14 protein-coding genes and 1 pseudogene are annotated in these 17,669 nt (G+C 45.6%); 8 read left to right on the top strand and 7 right to left on the bottom strand.

All coding sequences use genetic code 11. The features are described from left to right. Positions 1–25 precede the first annotated feature (25 nt). Positions 26–844 carry an urea ABC transporter ATP-binding protein UrtD gene (gene urtD / locus RT143_RS04275; RefSeq protein WP_313091420.1) on the top strand — a complete coding sequence of 273 codons (819 nt, stop codon included), beginning with the start codon at positions 26–28 and terminating at the stop codon, positions 842–844. A gap of 9 nt (positions 845–853) precedes the next feature. Next, positions 854–1,552, top strand: a complete 699-nt coding sequence (gene urtE, locus RT143_RS04270) for an urea ABC transporter ATP-binding subunit UrtE (protein WP_313091419.1) — start codon at positions 854–856, stop codon at positions 1,550–1,552. A 115-nt stretch (positions 1,553–1,667) separates the two neighbouring features. Here urtE and fumC read toward each other — a convergent pair whose 3' ends face one another. Continuing rightward, a complete protein-coding gene (gene fumC / locus RT143_RS04265; RefSeq protein WP_313091416.1) occupies positions 1,668–3,083 on the bottom strand; it encodes a class II fumarate hydratase in 1,416 nt (471 codons plus the stop codon). A gap of 391 nt (positions 3,084–3,474) precedes the next feature. Here fumC and RT143_RS04260 point away from each other — a divergent pair, with 391 nt between their 5' ends. Beyond that, the gene (locus RT143_RS04260) at positions 3,475–4,851 is read left to right on the top strand and encodes an MATE family efflux transporter (RefSeq protein WP_313091414.1); all 1,377 of its coding nucleotides are present in this window, start codon (positions 3,475–3,477) and stop codon (positions 4,849–4,851) included. Between the two features lie 343 nt (positions 4,852–5,194). Here the strand turns inward: RT143_RS04260 and RT143_RS04255 are convergent, their stop codons facing one another. From RT143_RS04255 to RT143_RS04235, 5 genes are all read right to left on the bottom strand, one after another. Continuing rightward, positions 5,195–5,851 (bottom strand): trimeric intracellular cation channel family protein, encoded by a 657-nt coding sequence (locus RT143_RS04255; RefSeq protein ID WP_060995987.1) that lies wholly within the window; start codon positions 5,849–5,851, stop codon positions 5,195–5,197. Between the two features lie 272 nt (positions 5,852–6,123). Next, the gene (locus RT143_RS04250; protein ID WP_282841646.1) at positions 6,124–6,861 is read right to left on the bottom strand and encodes a proteasome-type protease; all 738 of its coding nucleotides are present in this window, start codon (positions 6,859–6,861) and stop codon (positions 6,124–6,126) included. Positions 6,862–6,920: 59 nt separating this feature from the next. Beyond that, positions 6,921–7,772: a transglutaminase family protein gene (locus tag RT143_RS04245; RefSeq protein WP_159768062.1), complete on the bottom strand. Its 852-nt coding sequence runs from the start codon at positions 7,770–7,772 to the stop codon at positions 6,921–6,923. A 60-nt stretch (positions 7,773–7,832) separates the two neighbouring features. Next, the gene (locus RT143_RS04240) at positions 7,833–9,983 is read right to left on the bottom strand and encodes a circularly permuted type 2 ATP-grasp protein (protein WP_313091411.1); all 2,151 of its coding nucleotides are present in this window, start codon (positions 9,981–9,983) and stop codon (positions 7,833–7,835) included. A 524-nt stretch (positions 9,984–10,507) separates the two neighbouring features. Next, positions 10,508–11,356 carry a LysR family transcriptional regulator gene (locus RT143_RS04235; RefSeq protein WP_313091410.1) on the bottom strand — a complete coding sequence of 283 codons (849 nt, stop codon included), beginning with the start codon at positions 11,354–11,356 and terminating at the stop codon, positions 10,508–10,510. Positions 11,357–11,536: 180 nt separating this feature from the next. On the opposite strand from RT143_RS04235, the gene RT143_RS04230 reads away from it, so the two are divergent. The 5 genes and pseudogenes from RT143_RS04230 to RT143_RS04210 all read left to right on the top strand — a co-directional run bounded on the left by RT143_RS04230 (position 11,537) and on the right by RT143_RS04210 (position 16,768). Beyond that, entirely contained in the window at positions 11,537–11,941 is a 405-nt protein-coding gene (locus RT143_RS04230) for a DoxX family protein (protein WP_313091407.1), read from the top strand. 118 nt (positions 11,942–12,059) lie between these two features. After that, positions 12,060–12,866 (top strand): annotated as a pseudogene (locus tag RT143_RS04225) (DODA-type extradiol aromatic ring-opening family dioxygenase). Between the two features lie 395 nt (positions 12,867–13,261). After that, entirely contained in the window at positions 13,262–15,127 is a 1,866-nt protein-coding gene (locus RT143_RS04220) for an ABC transporter ATP-binding protein (RefSeq protein WP_313091406.1), read from the top strand. A gap of 137 nt (positions 15,128–15,264) precedes the next feature. Further along, positions 15,265–16,149: an alpha/beta fold hydrolase gene (locus RT143_RS04215; RefSeq protein WP_313091404.1), complete on the top strand. Its 885-nt coding sequence runs from the start codon at positions 15,265–15,267 to the stop codon at positions 16,147–16,149. A gap of 1 nt (position 16,150) precedes the next feature. Next, positions 16,151–16,768, top strand: a complete 618-nt coding sequence (locus RT143_RS04210; RefSeq protein WP_313091401.1) for an alpha-ketoglutarate-dependent dioxygenase AlkB family protein — start codon at positions 16,151–16,153, stop codon at positions 16,766–16,768. Between the two features lie 7 nt (positions 16,769–16,775). Here the strand turns inward: RT143_RS04210 and hisA are convergent, their stop codons facing one another. Beyond that, positions 16,776–17,525, bottom strand: a complete 750-nt coding sequence (gene hisA, locus RT143_RS04205) for a 1-(5-phosphoribosyl)-5-[(5-phosphoribosylamino)methylideneamino]imidazole-4-carboxamide isomerase (RefSeq protein ID WP_313091400.1) — start codon at positions 17,523–17,525, stop codon at positions 16,776–16,778. Positions 17,526–17,669 lie beyond the last annotated feature (144 nt).

Below are 17,669 nucleotides of genomic sequence, written 5' to 3'. Positions count from 1 at the left end.
TTAATAACACATCAAAGAGTCTGTTATGAATACAAATGATAATAATATCAATGACTTTGCTGAGACCAACTACGGACGGCTAAAGTCACAAGAAGCGGATTTTAGCAAAGGCATTGCCCTATATATGGAAGATGTCAGTGTGTGGTTTGATAAATTCCGCGCCTTAAACAACTTATCTTTGTACATCAAAGAAGGCGAGCTGCGCTGTATCATCGGACCTAACGGTGCGGGTAAAACCACGCTAATGGACGTGATTACCGGCAAAACTCGCCCCACGGAAGGGTCAGTGTATTTTGGACAAACCCACAATCTTGCCAGCATGACCACCGAGCAAATTGCCGAAGCTGGCATTGGGCGAAAATTTCAAAAACCCACGGTGTTTGAAAATTTTACCGTCATGGAAAACCTACTGCTAGCTGCACCCAAAGACAAGCGGGTCAAAAAAAGCCTGTTTAGCAAGCTTGACCCAGATGCCCAAAATGCCCTCGACCAGACTTTAGCGACGATTCGCTTGGGTGAGTTTGTCAATAAACCTGCAGGATTGTTGTCGCACGGGCAAAAACAATGGCTGGAGATTGGGATGCTACTGATGCAGCGTCCCAAGCTGATTTTGCTCGATGAGCCAGTCGCAGGCATGACCGATGCCGAAACCGAACGCACCGCCGAACTATGTTTGGAGCTCAAAAAAGACCATACCTTGGTAGTGGTTGAGCATGACATGAGCTTTATTGACACCATCAGTGAGCAAGTGACGGTATTGGCGCAAGGGGCGATTTTGGCAGAAGGGACGCTTGCTGAAGTACAAGCCAACGACGATGTCATCGAAAAATATCTAGGGCGATAGGGGATAGCGATGTTAGAAGTAAACACAATCAATCAATATTATGGCGGTAGTCATATTCTGCGCGATGTCAGTTTGACCGCGCCTGTGGGTGAGTGTTCTGTGGTACTCGGTCGCAATGGCGTGGGTAAAACCACACTGTTAAAGTGCCTGATGGGGGTTTTACCGATTAAATCGGGTCAAATTTTGCTCGATGGCAAAGATATCAGCAAATTATCGCCCGAAAACCGCGTGCGCGCAGGCATGGCGTATGTGCCACAAGGGCGAGATATTTTTTCAACCTTAACCGTAGAAGAAAATATCTTGATTGGCATGGCAAAGTTTAAAGGCAGCAAAGCCAAAAAAGTCCCGAGCCATTTGTACGAGATTTTTCCTGTGCTCGATGAAATGAGCCAGCGCCGGGGCGGTGACTTGTCAGGCGGTCAACAACAACAATTAGCGATAGCCAGGGCGCTGGCATCTGAGCCACGGGTGCTGATTTTGGACGAGCCGACCGAAGGGATTCAGCCATCGATTATCAAAGATATCGGACGGGTGATTCGTCGCTTGGCTGACCAAGGTGATATGGCGATTATTTTGGTCGAGCAGTTTTATGACTTTGCTGAAGAACTTGCTGATAACTATACGGTTATGGCACGGGGACAAGTCATTGCCCAAGGCATAGGCAGTGATATGCCAGAAAAAGGCATCAGGGAGCTAGTAGCGATTTAGTAAATAGCAACGATACATGAGTTAGCTTTTAGCCAGATGACAGCCATCTGGCTAAAAATTTGCTGATAAAAATTGATTGATAAAAAAGTGCCATTACGCTGCATTAATCTTCACATTACTTTGGACTAGTCATGGCTTCAGGTTTGACCCACTCATCAAATTGGGCGTCAGTCAATAAACCGAGTTCAACGGCAACTTGTTTTAAGGTTTTATTTTCTTTATAAGCAGTTTTGGCAATTTTTGCTGCATTTTCATAGCCGACATGGCGATTGAGCGCGGTGACTAACATCAATGAGTTGTGTAGGAAATAATCAATTTTTTCTGTCACAGGCTCGATGCCTACCGCGCAATGGTCATTGAAGCTGTCACAGGTATCGGCAAGTAAGCGAATCGATTGCAGTAGGTTGTAGCCAATGACTGGCATAAACACATTGAGTTCAAAATTACCCGAAGCCCCCGCCATATTGATGGTGACATCGTTACCCATCACTTGTGCCACGACCATCGTCATGGCTTCAGACTGGGTCGGATTGACTTTACCTGGCATGATGGATGAGCCTGGCTCATTTTCAGGGATTTTAAGCTCACCAATCCCACATCTAGGACCTGAAGCCAACCAGCGCACATCATTGGCAATTTTATTGAGGCTTGCTGCCAAGGTTTTTAGGGCACCTGAGGCAAAAACTTCAGCGTCTCTTGCCGCTAACGCTTCAAATTTATTGGGCGCCGTGACAAAAGGCACATCGGTCAACGCAGCTAGAGTTTGCGCGACCTGCTCGGCATAATCAGGGTGAGCGTTTAATCCTGTACCGACTGCAGTACCGCCTAAAGGCAGTTCATACAAACCCTGTAGCGCGGCATCCAGACGAATGAGCGCATGATCTAACTGACTGACATAGCCGCTAAACTCTTGTCCTAGCGTCAAAGGCGTGGCGTCTTGCAAATGGGTACGTCCGATTTTTACAATGCCAGCAAACTGCTCAGCTTTGCTTGCTAAGGTGTCACGCAGTTTTTGCACCGCAGGGATAAGCAGATAGACAATCTGACGCGCCGCCGCTACCCGAATCGCGGTGGGAAAGCTGTCATTGGTAGACTGGGCATGATTGACATCGTCATTGGGATGAATCGGCTGATAACTGCCTTTGCCTTGACCCACAAGTTCATTGGCACGGTTGGCAATCACTTCATTCATGTTCATGTTTGACTGGGTGCCAGAGCCTGTCTGCCAAACCACCAAAGGAAATTGGTCACGCAGTGCCCCGTTGATGATTTCATCGGCTGCCTGCACGATAAGGTCACGTTTGTCATCACTGATACGCTGTAATTTGGCATTGGTGATGGCGGCGGCTTTTTTGACCAGTGCCATGGCTTCAATCAGCGGCTGTGGTAAGGTTTCGCCACCGATTTTAAAGTTATTGCGACTACGCTCGGTTTGCGCGCCCCAGTAGGCATCTATAGGGACGTTGACGGCGCCCATAGTATCTTTTTCGCTGCGAAATTGCTGGGTATCGGTTTGGTTGTCGGTTGTCATTATTGTTCTCTTTTTTAGTGAATTTTTTGATTCTCTCATTATCAAAGCGGCTAGTTATCGCCACGTATGCACCAAAGCACAGGGTAAAGTTTAACAGAGTTATCGACCATAAAAGTTTGAGAATATGTGTCGTTTGTTATCTTTGTTAAAGTAAGCGGTAAAATGACGGGTGATAACGAAAGATAGTTAACATTTTATTGCGATATGTTGTTGAGCAATCGTTTACTATGAACGAAATTTTGCCAGCCTCGGGAGATTTTTTGGCCTTTCGATACGCTTTGGTTTGCTATCTAACACTGTATAAAATTTACCTAACAGGTAGGTAGTAAAAAAATAATTAAAATAGCCATCGTTATCATTATTATTAAGATTATTAAGTAAATTTGACGGTATGAAAAAATCACAACAACTTCCAGATTTTAGTTCGGTCGGCACGCTATGGCGACCGTTTTTGTTTTTCTTGTTGCCTTTACTGCTGACCAACATCTTGCAATCGCTGTCAGGAACGATTAATACCATTTTTGTTGGACAGATGCTAGGGGTACAGGCGATTGCCGCCGTGTCGGTGTTTGCGCCAGTGCTGTTTTTTTTGATGGCATTTATCATCGGTATCGCTTCAGGCTCATCGATTTTGGTAGGGCAGGCTTGGGGTGCCAAAGAGTTGGATTTGGTCAAACGAATTACGGGCAATAGCTTTGCAATTATTTTGATATTAGGGGGAATGATTGCGATTGCGGGCAGCTTGCTCAGTCAATTGATTATTGTGCAGATGGGTGTCCCTGCTGAGATTCAAGGCTTAGCAAACCGTTATGCCAAATTGATGTTGGCAGGAAGTCCGCTACTGTTTTTATTTATCGCTTATACTTCGTTATTGCGCGGGGTCGGCGATTCGGTGACGCCCCTGTTTGCCGTGGGTATTTCTATTGTGATTGGGATTGTGGTGACGCCTGCGCTCATTCAAGGTTGGTTTGGGTTACCCAAGCTCGATATCCAAGCCCCTGCGATTGCGACTTTATTGTCACAGTTGTTGGTATTGCTGTTTTTGTTTTTTTATACCCGTGCCAAAAATCACCCCTTACAAATTGATACTCAATTACTCAAATATATACGCATCCAACCCGACATCGCGCGTAAAGTGATTCGGTTGGGGTTGCCTACCGCGTTTCAGATGGTCACGGGCGCGATATCTGGGTTGGTGATTATTGGGCTGGTCAATGGCTTTGGTACCAATGCCACCGCAGCTTATGGCGCAGTCAACCAAGTGTTGAGCTATGTGCAATTTCCTGCCATGTCGATTGCGATAGCGGCATCAATTTATGCCTCGCAAGCGATTGGCGCAGGTAAAGCGAGTGCCTTAAACTGCGTCACTCGCACCGCCATGATGACCAATCTGATTATTACGGGTGGGTTGATTGTTTTGGCGTATCTTTTTTCCCGTTATTTGATGGCGATGTTTATCACGGTGGAAGGCGTGATTGTACTGGCGCAGCAGTTATTGCACATTGTGTTATGGAGTTTGCTTTTCTTTAGCAGTGGCATGATTTTTAGTGGCATGATGCGTGCGACGGGCATGGTGTGGCAGCCCATGTTTATCAGTATCGGCAGTATCTTATTGGTAGAGATTCCCAGTGCGATTTTACTCAGTCGTCATTTTGGACTGCAAGGCATTTGGTGGGCGTATGTGGCGAACTTTATAGTGATGAGCGTGTTACAAGGCTTGTATTACCAATTTGTTTGGAAGAAAAAAGCGGTCGAGCGATTGGTGTAAGTAGTATTTATTTCAATGTGGCAAAAGTAAGCCATCTAGATACCGACAGCGACTATTGCTCAAAACACCCATACGCCAAACTTAGATAGCGACAGTGAGATTTCGCTGTATCATTATCTGGCAGCGGCAGCACTTGGCATTCCAACAAACAATCATACCAACAGGCAATCATGCGTATCTGACTTACCAGCTTGACGTCATCAAATGCGAGCATCGGTATTATTTGCTTGATTTAGCCGCTTGATAAAGCCTTGAATTCATTAACGGATTGCCGCAGTCAAGTCACATCCGATGACTGACAAATCTGATAGCTACCAAGTCTGATGGCTACCTAATCTATTGGCTAAGAGGCGCTTTTTTTCCAACCGGGTAAACGATAATTAAACGCCAGCGCGGCAATACGCAGCCCTGTGGTAGTGACGGTACTGATGAACATAATCACCCAAGCGGCAAGCGAGCTGTAAACTGCCAAAATCGCATACACCCAGCCGCCAACCAACGCACACATGGCATACGGACGATGGTCAAAAAACGCGGTGGGCATCTCACCACAGGCAATATCACGCATCACCCCGCCAAATACCCCAGTGATAATCCCCATGATGACTGACACCGCCATCGGCATACCGCTTGCCAGTGACGCTTGTACCCCAGAGGCGACAAACAAGCCCAAACCTAACGCATCTGCCAATTGAATCGCCGCAGGCGTAATACGAAACGGACGGCGGCTATTGACTAGCATTACCACAATACAAAGCGCAAACACCAACCATAACATCAGCTCTTGGGATACCCAAAAAAACGGCCGCCGCTCTAGCAAAATATCACGCAGCGTACCACCCCCATACGCCGATAAAAATCCCAGCACCGCTACCCCAAACATATCCATACGTTTGCGCACGCCTGCCAAGATACCTGACAAGGCAAAAGCAATCGTGCCGATGACTTCTACGGCGATTCTGAGTGATTCACCCCAAGGTGCCAAATCAGTTAGCTGCATAGCATAAAAACCAAACAATCATAAAAAATCACATCATACCATACCCACCAAAATTACCGGCTAGCAAAAACCCAAGGTATTTTTATTATCTATGACAAGACAATTGCCTAAGACAGGTCGATATAGACGGGAGCGCATTATGCTTCAAGAACGGTATATGCTATAAACGGCATAACCAAAAACGCTGTATAAATCGACAGGCATGACACAGTAAAGAACCTGCCAAATAGCTCGATGTTAGTTGATTTTTATTTTTAACTGTGTGACAGTTGCTATTGCCAATAGCTCATCGGTGAGTCTTCAAGTTCATTCAGAATTTTTCTTAGCCCATCTGACCAGTGTTGGCGGATGCTGGCAAAGTATTCATCGTTTTCATCAATGCGATACCCTTGTGGCATCTGTAGGCTGTCATTGTGATAGACCAACACGTCAATGGGCATACCGACGGATAGATTGGAACGGATGGTTGAATCAAAAGAAATCAGAATGGCTCGCATCGCTGATTTGAGTGATGCGTCATAATTCATGGAACGGTCTAAAATAGGTTTGCCGTATTTACTTTCGCCTAACTGGAAAAAAGGCGTATCGGTTGTTGCTCTGATGCAATTACCTTCAGGGTAGATAAAATAAATTTCGGGGGATTGCCCCTTGATTTGCCCACCCAAAATAAAACTGCTTCTAAACTTGGTATCCGTTTCTTGTGCGATGGTTTGGGCATGGATGGTGGTTTCTCGCAGGCACTCACCCACCAATTGCGCGGCATCATACAGGGTAGGGACGGTATGCAAATTACGCTCTTGCGCAAGTTTGATGGCGTTATCTAATTTGGTAAATACCGCTTGTGACGTAGCCAAGTTCCCCGCGGTCTGTAGCACCAAAAACCGCTCGCCTTCAATGCCGTATTGATACATTTTGCGAAACATCGATACTTGGTCGACGCCCGCGTTGGTGCGAGTATCACTGGCGAAAATCATCCCGTCTTTGAGTCGGATACCCACACAATAGGTCATGGTTGTTCCTTTTTAGCAAATACTGGTTTAGCAAATATTGGTGAATGAATAGTGGCAAATCACTGCTGCGCTGCAAACTGCGCGTTAAGCTGTGGTATGTACTGGGGGCTTGTAGATACCATGACTTGACTATACAGTCGCTCGTCACCGCCCCCTGTTCGCACCCCGCGCACTGGCGCTGCATCGGCATAGTCACGCCCAAAGGCGATGTAGACATGGGAGTTGGGGGTAAAATGTTGGTTAGAGATATCAAAGGTGTACCAATTACCCGCAAGCCAGACCTCTGCCCATGCATGGCTTGCCATATGCGCTTGGGTCGCTTCATAAATATAACCCGATACATAGCGCGCTGCAATGCCTTTATCCCGTAGCAGTGCCAAAAATACATGGGTATGGTCTTGGCACACACCAGCCGCCATCGCAAACGCTTGCTCTGCTGTGGTACCGACATGGGTCACGCTTTTGGTATAGGGCATTTTATCGAGCAAGTCTTTTGCCAATGATTTGAGGATGGCTAACTGGGCATCGATGTCCTCACTTTGTAAAAACTGCTCAAGCGCGTCATGGGCAAATTCACGCATGGCTTCGGAGCATTGGGTCAGCTTGGTGGGTACGGCAAAAATCTGATACGGCACTTGCTGATTGTCAGGGATAAATAGGGTATCAGCGTTAATTTCTACTTCACCAAAGGCTTGGATTTGCAAATTGTTGTGCGGTTCATGACGGCTTAGGGTGAGCCATTGGTTGCCAAAGCCATCCGTTTGCATTTGTGCGACTTTAGGCAGCATCACTTGCCAGTTATGGATAGTTTGGTGGGGTAGGGTCATCGGCGTCATGCGGATGTATTGCACACTGCGTAAGGCAAGTTGTTCATAAAAATAATTGGTTTGGTGGCTGATTATAAGTCTCATTGTACTCTCACTAACTGCTTATTTTTGTCAAAATGATGGTAGTCATCTAATAGATTTGGCTTACACACCTTGCTGTAAAATATTTGAAAATGCGCCCGATAGTGACTGAAAATCTTTTGGTTGGTTAGACTTTAACAGCTGATTGACCAATCGATCCAGCTCACGCCAGCGGGTGTTTTCTGGCAAGGTATTAACAACCTCTTTAAGTTTTTGCACGCACTCACGGCAATCTTTTTTCATCAATATATGACAGTCCAGCGATTCAAAACATTGTCCGAGTTGCCAAAACGTGACCACAATCGGGTTTTCTTGTTGCATCGAGGCATTGCAGGCATATAGCTGTAGGCTGGCAGCGCGGTACGCCCCTGTATTGGCCAAACGTTTGATGAGGTTATAGAGTTCAGCCGTATCTTTGCCAATAACGCCTTTGACGTCTTGGACATTTTGCTCGATAAAGCCAATGGTTTCGGGCACCTTGTTGTTGGCAAGATAATCATATAGGGCATCAGCATCGGCTGAAATCGGCAAGCCAAGATTGTGCACGATTGCATCGACGTCTGTTTGGCTGCACTGATCATTTGACAGCCGTGTAATGATTTGTTCATAGTAGCGTAAGCGCTCACTGTATCGACCTAGCCATACTAAGTAGCTCGCTGTTGATAACAGTAAAATTAAGCGATTATGGTTGATATTTTCATACGCCAATAAAGTCGACGATTGCGATTTTCGTTCATGGTTGGTTTGAATGGTGCCCAAATGAGCGGTGCCTTGTTTGCCGCTGAGTTTGCCATTGACGGTATCGACCACCCAAGTATCTTTTACCCCACCGCCTTGGGATGAGTTCACCACCAATGAGCCTTCGGTCATTGCCACCCGTGTCAATCCGCCTGGTACAATATCCACTGTGCCATCGCCATGTGACAACACAAAAGGGCGCAAATCAATATGGCGCGGTGCGATGCCACTGGCGACCGCGGTTGGGTTGGTGGACAAGCTAATGGTCGGCTGGGCGATAAACCCTGCTGGATTGTCTAGTAAGCGTTTGCGGTAAGCGGCAATTTGTTCTTTGCTTGACGTCGGTCCTATCAGCATCCCATATCCCCCCGAGCCCTGCGTTTCTTTAATCACCAACTCTGGCATATGGTCGAGCACATATGCCAACTCATCGGCATCACTGCATTGATAAGTTTGCACATTGGGTAAAATCGGTTTTTCACCCAAATAATACTCAATCATCTTGGGTACAAATGGATACAGGCTTTTATCGTCAGCAATGCCTGTGCCTGGGGCGTTGGTTATCACCACATTGCCTGCGCGATACGCACTCATCAGCCCTGACACCCCCAAGATTGAATCGGGTAAAAACGCCAATGGATCCAAAAATGGGTCGTCAATACGGCGATAAATCACATCCACTTGTACCTTGCCACGCACCCCTTGGATGTAGACATGGTTGTTTTCTACAATCAAATCATAGCCATGCACCAAGGGCACATTCATCTCACGCGCCAAAAACGCATGTTCGTAGTACGCACTGTTAAAACGTCCTGGGGTGAGTACCACGATTTGTGGGTCGTATTTGTTGGTGGTGCTTGATAGACACGCCTTTAACCGTTGTGGATAGTCCGCCACCGGCAACACCGACTGAGATTGGTAGAGTTTACTCAGTAGGGTTTGCGACACATTGCGGCTCTCGAGCATATAAGAGACGCCAGAAGGGGTGCGTAAGTTGTCCTCGAGCACACAATATTGTCCGTGCTGGTCGCGAATCAAATCAATGCCACTAATATGGGCATAGACGGGTTTATCCAAGTTGATACCTAGCATCCATGGCTCGTAGCCACTGTTTTTAAACACAAACTCGCTTGGCACAATGCCTTCTTTGACAATCGTCTGTTCGTGATAAATATCATGGATAAACTGATTGAGCGCGCGGATACGTTGTTGGCAGCCTTGTTCCATCACTTGCCATTCTTGAATGTCAATGATGCGCGGGATGATATCAAAGGGTATCATGCGCTCAATGTTGCTGGCATCGCTATACACAGTGAAGGTCACGCCGCGGCGATAAAAAATATCCGATGCTTGGTTATTCAAACTAATTAACGTGTCTGAATTCATCTCTTGAAGCCAAGCACCCACCTGTTGTGCCGAATGTCTATATTGCCCATCGGCGAGTTGCAGTTCATCAAATGCTTTGGCAATTGGCATTATTGGCTCCTTATTCATGACAAAAGATGGAATAGTTTTTGCCTCACGATGGCAGACATTTTCTTGATAAATTATTCTATAAATAACTTATTAAATAATTCATCAAGTTTCATGCCAAAAAAAACAAAGTAAAAGGCTGTTAAATAGTTGAAAAATAGATTAAAAATCGCTCAATTTTGCACCAAAATTAATCGAATTATTGAAGTTGGTGCAGTATAAAACAAAAAATCTATGCCATAGGCGCATAAAAATCATGAAATGAACCAAATTAATGCAAGAGAAATATTTTGGTGAAAAATTAAACGGATATTTTTCTACTAAATTGTTGTTATATGAAAAATTTTTTTATTAAAAATTATTGCAATACATAATCAGATAATGCGCATACTAATAGCAATAGTCAATACCCAACTTGTACAATTCAAACAACATGAACTAGTCGGATATCTGCTTCATTACCCAATCGAGCCTAAGGCTCGTGACCTAAAGGATAAAAACAGTTAACAGGCTAATCGTTTTTTACGCTAATCGTTTTTTATTAAGTTATCCACCAAAAAATCAATTAATAAGCGTATTTTTAAATTTAAAAATGCCCGATTCATGTAGACCGCATAAATCGCTACGCTGCTAAATGGCTGCTCAAACAATTTGACCAGTAGCCCTTGTGCAATTTCATCCTCAATCAGCCATTCGGGCAATATCGCAGCGCCCATGCCTGTCAGCGCCATCTGTGCCATCATCACGGTGTTATTACTGCTGTTATAGGGTTTGAGTGTGGTTGCCATGTGTGTATAGTTGGGTAAAATCCCTGGCAAGTTACTGAGCGCCTCTGCAGACGTAGGCGGTTCGTGCTGCGCAAGAAAACGCGGACTTGCGACATAATAAAAATCTATTTTGCCCAGTGGTTTGACAATCAAATTATCTTGTGGCGTGTTGACTACCCGCAGCGCTAGGTCATAGCCTGCAGCAATCAAATCGGTGAAGCGATTTTCCAAGTCAACCGTTAGCTCAATTTTGGGATAATCTTGCTGGAATTTGGCAAGCAGATTGACAAAATAGGGCGTGGCAAACCATACCGGTGCAATGATTCGCAGTTTTCCTTGTGGCAATACACTGCCATCATGTGCCTTGGTTTTTGCCTGCTGCAAAATATCTAGGGCGTGTACCGCTTCTGCGTAGTATTGTTGACCAACTTCAGTGAGGCTCAAATTACGGTTGTTGCGATGTAACAGCTTGGCTTGCACATAGGCTTCAAGGTGTTGTAAGTGTTTGCTAGTCATGGCAAGCGACATATCGAGTGCATCAGCGGCTTTGGTAAAACTGCCTTTTTCTACGATGGTGCGAAACACTTGCAAACTTTTGAGCGTATCCATGGGTATCCTTAATTCAGTTAATGCTTCAAGTGAATTAACGCTTGAATGCGTCATTTCAATTATCAACTAATAAGAAATAATATCTCAATATTCTATGTGTTTTTCTCTTAATAAGATATCAATATAATGGCGTCATCACATATATTCATGACTTTAACTTTAGACTAATAGGACACAACAATGAACAATTTTTCTCGATATCAACCTCATGTACTTGGTTTGCTTCGCATTGTACTGGGCTACACCTTTATGCTACATGGCATGGCAAAATTATTTGGGATGCCGCATGTGGCGATGTTTGATGGCTTGCAATTGTTTTCGCTTATGGGCTTAGCAGGCGTGTTAGAATTGGTCGGTGGCGTGTTACTGATTTTGGGCTGGTTCACGCGTCCTGTCGCTTTTATTCTGTCAGGTCAAATGGCGGTGGCATACTTTATGATGCACGCGGGCATTGATAATTTTTGGTTGCCACTGCTCAACCAAGGGGAAGCCGCTGTTCTATATAGCTTTGCTTTCTTATATTTATCTGTCACAGGCGCGGGTGCTTTCTCCATTGATAATCGTGGACAAACTGTCAGTGCCTAGTTAATCAAAATCTTAGCTAATAAAAATTTTAGTTGATAAAAGTTTTAGGTGATAAAAGTTTTAGGTGATAAAAGTTTTAGGTGATAAAAGTTTTAGGTGATAACAATAGGAGGTCGCCATGAAGGGTTTAACATTAACTGATGTATTAGGCGCAAGCATTGACAAGCCAACGCTGCCGAGTTTATTTATCTCGCATGGCGCACCGACGATTGCAATCGAAGATACGCCGTTTACTCAGGCGCTGCATCAGCTCGGTGCAGCTTTAACCAAGCCGAAGCTTATCCTCATCATGTCGGCGCACTGGGAAAGTGGCGAGTGGCTGATCAACGCCAATCCAGCCCCCAGCACTTTACATGATTTTGGGGGTTTTCCTAAGGCGTTATTTCAAATCCAATACCCAGCAGCCGGTCATCCGGCGGCTGCGCAAAGTATCGCCAAGCAGCTAGCGCAAATGCCAGTGGCGGTTAAAGTGGTCGACAATCAACCATTTGATCATGGTGTCTGAACACCGCTACTACACATGTACCCCAATGCCGATGTGCCAATCGTGCAGGTGTCGTTGCCACACGGGTTTAGCCCCAGTCAGTTGTATCAACTTGGGCAGTTGTTTGCGCCGCTACGGCAACAAGGGGTATTGATTGTGGCATCGGGCAGTATTACCCATAACTTATACAATGTGCGTTTTAATAGTCAACAGATTGAGCCGCAAGCCAAAACCTTTAAATACTGGATAATAGATCAGCTAAAAGCCAATGACAAAACGATGTTTGATTGGCAGGCGCATAGCTTGGCTCGCCACAATCACCCAACGCCCGAGCATTTATTGCCTGTATTTTTTGCGCGGGGCGCAGGGGATGTGATGTCGGTGGTGCATGAAAGCTTTGCTCACTACAATCTGGGCATGGATATCTATCGGTTTGATTAGTGGATAAAAAAGGCAATTAACCGCAGTAAATTTGCCTTATCATCAATCTATCGCAAAATGAAGCTATCGCAAAATGAATCTAGCGCAAAAATGTATCGCACAAGCTTTATAAAGCTTCATAAGAATGTCATTTGCATGGCTTATGATTTTAGCACTTTTAATCCAATATTGTAGCGGCTGAACCAACCTCAAAAGAAGCCTCAAAAAAAGCCATTATCCTAGGATAATGGCTTTTTTATGGTGATAGAAAATTTTTGATAACTACCGCTCAAGGATTAAGTTGAAAATTGTTTACTTGTATGTAAAGGATTGTAGCTAGCCGTCAGCAACCCTGCTATCAATCCTCAATATCTGCTAAAATAACACAGATAATTTTAAACTACTGATAATCAATTATGGGTTTATTTCGTTTTTTTGAAAATCGTCTGGAAGTCTATCCAGAAGACAATTACAACCTACCGACGGATAATTTTTTGAAGTTTCTGTGGGCGTGTACCAAGGGTCTGCGCGGTTGGATTTTTGCCTTCATGTTCTTGACAGGTTTGATAGGCGTGTATGAGTCGCTACTGTACAAGTGGATTGGCGATATCGTCAACTGGCTGGGTGCTTATACGCCCGCTAATCTGTGGACAGAAAAAGGCGATAGTTTGCTAATGATGGCGGCCGTATTGGTGGTCAGCCCGATTTTGGTGGGCTTAAGTTCGCTGATTCATTTTCAGACCTTGCAAGGCGTGTTCCCGATGCAGATGCGCTGGCGTTTTCACCGTCAGATGCTTGGTCAATCCATGCAGTTTTATCAAGACGAGTTTTCCGGTCGTGTGTCTGCCAAGGTGATGCAAACCGCGCTTGCGGTGCGCGATACCATTATGACCATTGCCGATATGCTGGTCTATGTATTGGTATATTTTGTCAGTAGTGGCATTATTTTATTTCACCTTGATGGTTGGTTACTTATCCCATTTTTGTTATGGATGGTGATGTTCTTTGCCACTGTGGCGTATTTTATCCCCAAGCTTAAAAACTCTGCCAGTCGCCAAGCCGATGCCCGTGCCTTGATGACAGGGCGGATTACGGATGCGTATGCCAATATCACGACAGTAAAATTATTTAGCCACTCTCGCCGTGAGCTGACTTATGCCAAAGATGCGATGAGCCAGTTTTTGGGTACGGTGCATGAGCAAATGCGCTGGGTTTCTCGCCTTGAGCTGGTCAATCATTTGATTAATGTGGTGTTGGTCGGTACTACGGTAGCCCTCGGTTTGTACCTGTGGTATTACAACGGCTTGAGCGTGGGAGCGATTGCGGCAGCGACTGCGATGGCGATGCGTCTTAACGGCTTGACCCATTGGATAATGTGGCAAACGGCGGCATTGTTTGAGAATATCGGTACCGTGCAGGACGGTATGAAAACCTTGTCAAAACCGCATACCGTGGTAGATAAGCCGAATGCTAGGGACTTACTCATCACGCAAGGCGAAATCAACTTTAGCCATGTCGATTTTAATTATGGTCGCAGTGGCAATAAAACCAATGACACCGATGCCAAGCAAAAACTACTCGATGATTTTAACCTTGAGATTAAAGCAGGTGAAAAAATTGGTCTAGTGGGACGCTCTGGGGCAGGTAAATCAACCTTGGTGAATTTGCTACTGCGTTTTTATGATGTCGATGGTGGCGCGATTTTGATTGATAATCAAAACATCAGCGATGTCACCCAAGAAAGCCTACGCCAACAAATCGGCATGGTCACCCAAGACACCTCACTACTACACCGCACCGTGCGAGAAAATATTGCCTATGGTCGCCCAGATGCCACCGATGAGCAAATCATCAGCGCCGCCAAACAAGCACATGCGTGGGAGTTTATCCAGCATTTAAGCGACGCCAAAGGCAATGTCGGCTTGGATACCCAAGTCGGTGAACGAGGGGTCAAGCTCTCGGGCGGACAACGCCAGCGTATTGCCATCGCCCGTGTGATGCTCAAAAATGCCCCGATTTTGCTGCTGGATGAAGCGACCTCGGCACTCGATAGCGAAGTGGAATACGCCATCACTGACAGTCTTAACGATATGATGGCAGGCAAGACCGTGATTGCGATTGCTCACCGATTATCGACAATTGCGTCGATGGATAGATTGGTGGTGATGGATAGAGGGCAAATTGTCGAGCAAGGTAGCCATGCCCAGCTTTTAGCTCAAAATGGTGTATATGCCAAATTATGGGCAAGACAAAGTGGCGGGTTCTTGGGGGAATATGATTAAATAAAGATACGGCTAACTTACACTAGATTTGATATAACCCAAGGGCAAGGGTGAATGGCAAGTCACAAAAGGGGTAGTTATAACTTTTCACTGGGTCTTATAATCAAGTGACTAAGTGATTAATTAGGACAATTAGCATGGAAGAACAACGCATCAATCTAAATGGCAAAAACGCCAAATACTATAACATCAAAACCCCCACTGCCAGCCAGACTGCCCATTTTTACGGCGGCAACGGCTTTGCCTTAGGCGTCTATGAGCCACTCTTGAACGACTTGGCGCAACATCTTAATATCACCGCGCTAACTATGCGAGGGGAATGGTACGATAAACCGACCGAAAACGCGCTGACGCGGGAACAAGATGCCGATATCTTGATTGAGTTCTTGCAAGCCACCCTAGCAGAGCGAGACGGCAAGCCCGTCATCGGTATCGGACACTCACAAGGGGCAACTGCCACCACCATGGCGGCTGCCAAACGCCCTGACTTGTTTAGCGCGCTTTATTTGCTTGAGCCTGTCACCTTTACCAACCAGCAAGGCAAGCTTTATAGTCTAGTGCCACGCGTGGTGAAAATGACCCGAGAACCCTTTAAAAGCACCCAAGTCAAACTAGCCGACTGGCACAGTGTGGATGCGTATTATCAGTTTCTTCGCCGTCATAAAGCGTACAAACGTATCACCGATGAACACCTTTTAACCTATGCCAAAAATAGTTTAGAGGCAGGTCAATCTGCTGAGCTCACGCTACGTTTTTCACCCAAGCAAGAACTCGCCAATTATTTTGGTACACCGCTGATTATGAAGCCGTTACAACAGCTTATTGCCGACAATAAAGTGCCTGTGCAGTTAATCATCGGTAAGCCGTCAATGTTTATCAGTCAACAAGTGCGCCAAATGTGGGATACGTTCGTGCCCAGTGAGCAACTGACGGTGCTCAATGACTATGGACATTTACTGCCACTTGAAGCACCAGAATTATGCGCCAAGCTCATTTTTCAAAAGCTGAAGTTGACAAGCTAACATGACATTATTTGCCGCCAATCCCAACGAGAATTTGTTGCCATACGATGGCATTGTCAATGATTTTGGGCAGGTTTTTGACAGCCCCGCTGATGAGCCCAATGCGCTTTATCGGCATTTTTTAACGCAGTTACCTTGGCAGCATGACGTTGTAACCCTTTTTGGCAAAACCCATGTCACCCACCGCCAAATCGTGTGGATGAGTGAAAACGACTATCACTATTCTGGACAACGTAAGACCGCAACGCCTTGGACAGCGGATGTTTGGGCATTAAAACAGCACATAGAATTGCTACTGGCTGAGCAACAGATGAGCGCAAATTTTAACGCCTGTTTGTTTAATTATTACCCCACAGGCGATGATGGTATGGGCTACCATGCCGATAATGAAAGCGAACTGGGCAATGAGCCCATTATCGCGTCTGTTTCATTAGGGGCAACCCGTAAATTTGTATTCAAGCACCGCATCACCAAGGAAAAAGTCGAGATTCCCTTGCAAAATGGACATCTCATTGTCATGCGCGGACAAACCCAGCGCCATTGGTTACACAGCCTGCCTAAGACCAAAAAAGTAACGGAAGGTAGAATTAATCTGACCTTCCGTCATATAGCGAATTAAATATCATTTAGCTATCGAGTAGCGCCTGCGCTGCAGCAATATCGAGAGTACCTTCATAAATGGCACGCCCTGTAATAATACCTTCAAGATAATCACTGTAGGGTTTTAGATTTTCGATGTCTTGTAAGTCCGTCACCCCACCTGAGGCAATCACCGGAATACCGCCTTCTTTTGCCAAGTTGACCGTTTGCTCGACATTGACGCCTTGCATCATGCCATCACGCGCAATATCGGTATAGACGATAGAAGATACGCCTGCATCGGCAAAGCGTTTTGCCAAATCCACTGCTTTGACATCGGTGACATTTGCCCAGCCATGCGTCGCTACCATGCCATCTTTGGCATCAATACCCACAATGATATGACCGGCAAATTCCTGACATGCTTGTTCAACAAATTCAGGTTGTTCGACTGCTTTGGTACCGATAATAATATAGGTCAAACCCGCTTCTAAATAATGACGGATGGTGTCAAGGCTACGGATACCGCCACCGAGTTGAATGGGTAAATTTGGGTAGGCTTTGGCAATCGCGGTGACGACGTCTTTATGCACCGGCACGCCATCGAAAGCACCGTTTAAATCCACCAAATGCAGGCGTCGAGCGCCTTCTTTTACCCAGCGGCTTGCCATTGCAACAGGGTCGTCACTAAATACGGTATCGTCTTCCATACGCCCTTGTTTTAGGCGGACACATTTGCCGTCTTTGAGGTCAATGGCAGGGATAATTAAAGTTGGCGTAATTGATAACGTCGTCATGGGGCTGTCCTGTTGTCAGTTGGCGCAAATTGAGCAAGGTTGGTCAAAATGCGTGTCGCTAGAATTTGGCGATAATTTTACCGTATAATGCCAAATAAGGTTAAGATATTTTGCATGTGGGTATTAGCATCACAGGGGGAAGGA

Origin of the sequence: Moraxella sp. CTOTU48268 (assembly GCF_032069585.1) — a bacterium.
Classification (GTDB): domain Bacteria; phylum Pseudomonadota; class Gammaproteobacteria; order Pseudomonadales; family Moraxellaceae; genus Faucicola; species Faucicola cinerea.
Note: the sequence above shows the minus strand (reverse complement) of the source record. Positions and strands in the feature narration are given on the sequence as shown.

Bases quoted from the DNA above. Each gene is read 5' to 3' on its own strand.
- RT143_RS04260 (WP_313091414.1), top strand. From the start codon at position 3,475: ATGAAAAAATCACAACAACTTCCAGATTTTAGTTCGGTCGGCACGCTA.
- RT143_RS04210 (WP_313091401.1), top strand. From the start codon at position 16,151: ATGACATTATTTGCCGCCAATCCCAACGAGAATTTGTTGCCATACGAT.
- RT143_RS04245 (WP_159768062.1), bottom strand. From the start codon at position 7,772: ATGAGACTTATAATCAGCCACCAAACCAATTATTTTTATGAACAACTT.
- hisA (WP_313091400.1), bottom strand. From the start codon at position 17,525: ATGACGACGTTATCAATTACGCCAACTTTAATTATCCCTGCCATTGAC.
- RT143_RS04255 (WP_060995987.1), bottom strand. From the start codon at position 5,851: ATGCAGCTAACTGATTTGGCACCTTGGGGTGAATCACTCAGAATCGCC.
- RT143_RS04250 (WP_282841646.1), bottom strand. From the start codon at position 6,861: ATGACCTATTGTGTGGGTATCCGACTCAAAGACGGGATGATTTTCGCC.
- RT143_RS04230 (WP_313091407.1), top strand. From the start codon at position 11,537: ATGAACAATTTTTCTCGATATCAACCTCATGTACTTGGTTTGCTTCGC.
- urtE (WP_313091419.1), top strand. From the start codon at position 854: ATGTTAGAAGTAAACACAATCAATCAATATTATGGCGGTAGTCATATT.
- RT143_RS04240 (WP_313091411.1), bottom strand. From the start codon at position 9,983: ATGCCAATTGCCAAAGCATTTGATGAACTGCAACTCGCCGATGGGCAA.
- urtD (WP_313091420.1), top strand. From the start codon at position 26: ATGAATACAAATGATAATAATATCAATGACTTTGCTGAGACCAACTAC.
- RT143_RS04215 (WP_313091404.1), top strand. From the start codon at position 15,265: ATGGAAGAACAACGCATCAATCTAAATGGCAAAAACGCCAAATACTAT.
- RT143_RS04220 (WP_313091406.1), top strand. From the start codon at position 13,262: ATGGGTTTATTTCGTTTTTTTGAAAATCGTCTGGAAGTCTATCCAGAA.
- RT143_RS04235 (WP_313091410.1), bottom strand. From the start codon at position 11,356: ATGGATACGCTCAAAAGTTTGCAAGTGTTTCGCACCATCGTAGAAAAA.
- fumC (WP_313091416.1), bottom strand. From the start codon at position 3,083: ATGACAACCGACAACCAAACCGATACCCAGCAATTTCGCAGCGAAAAA.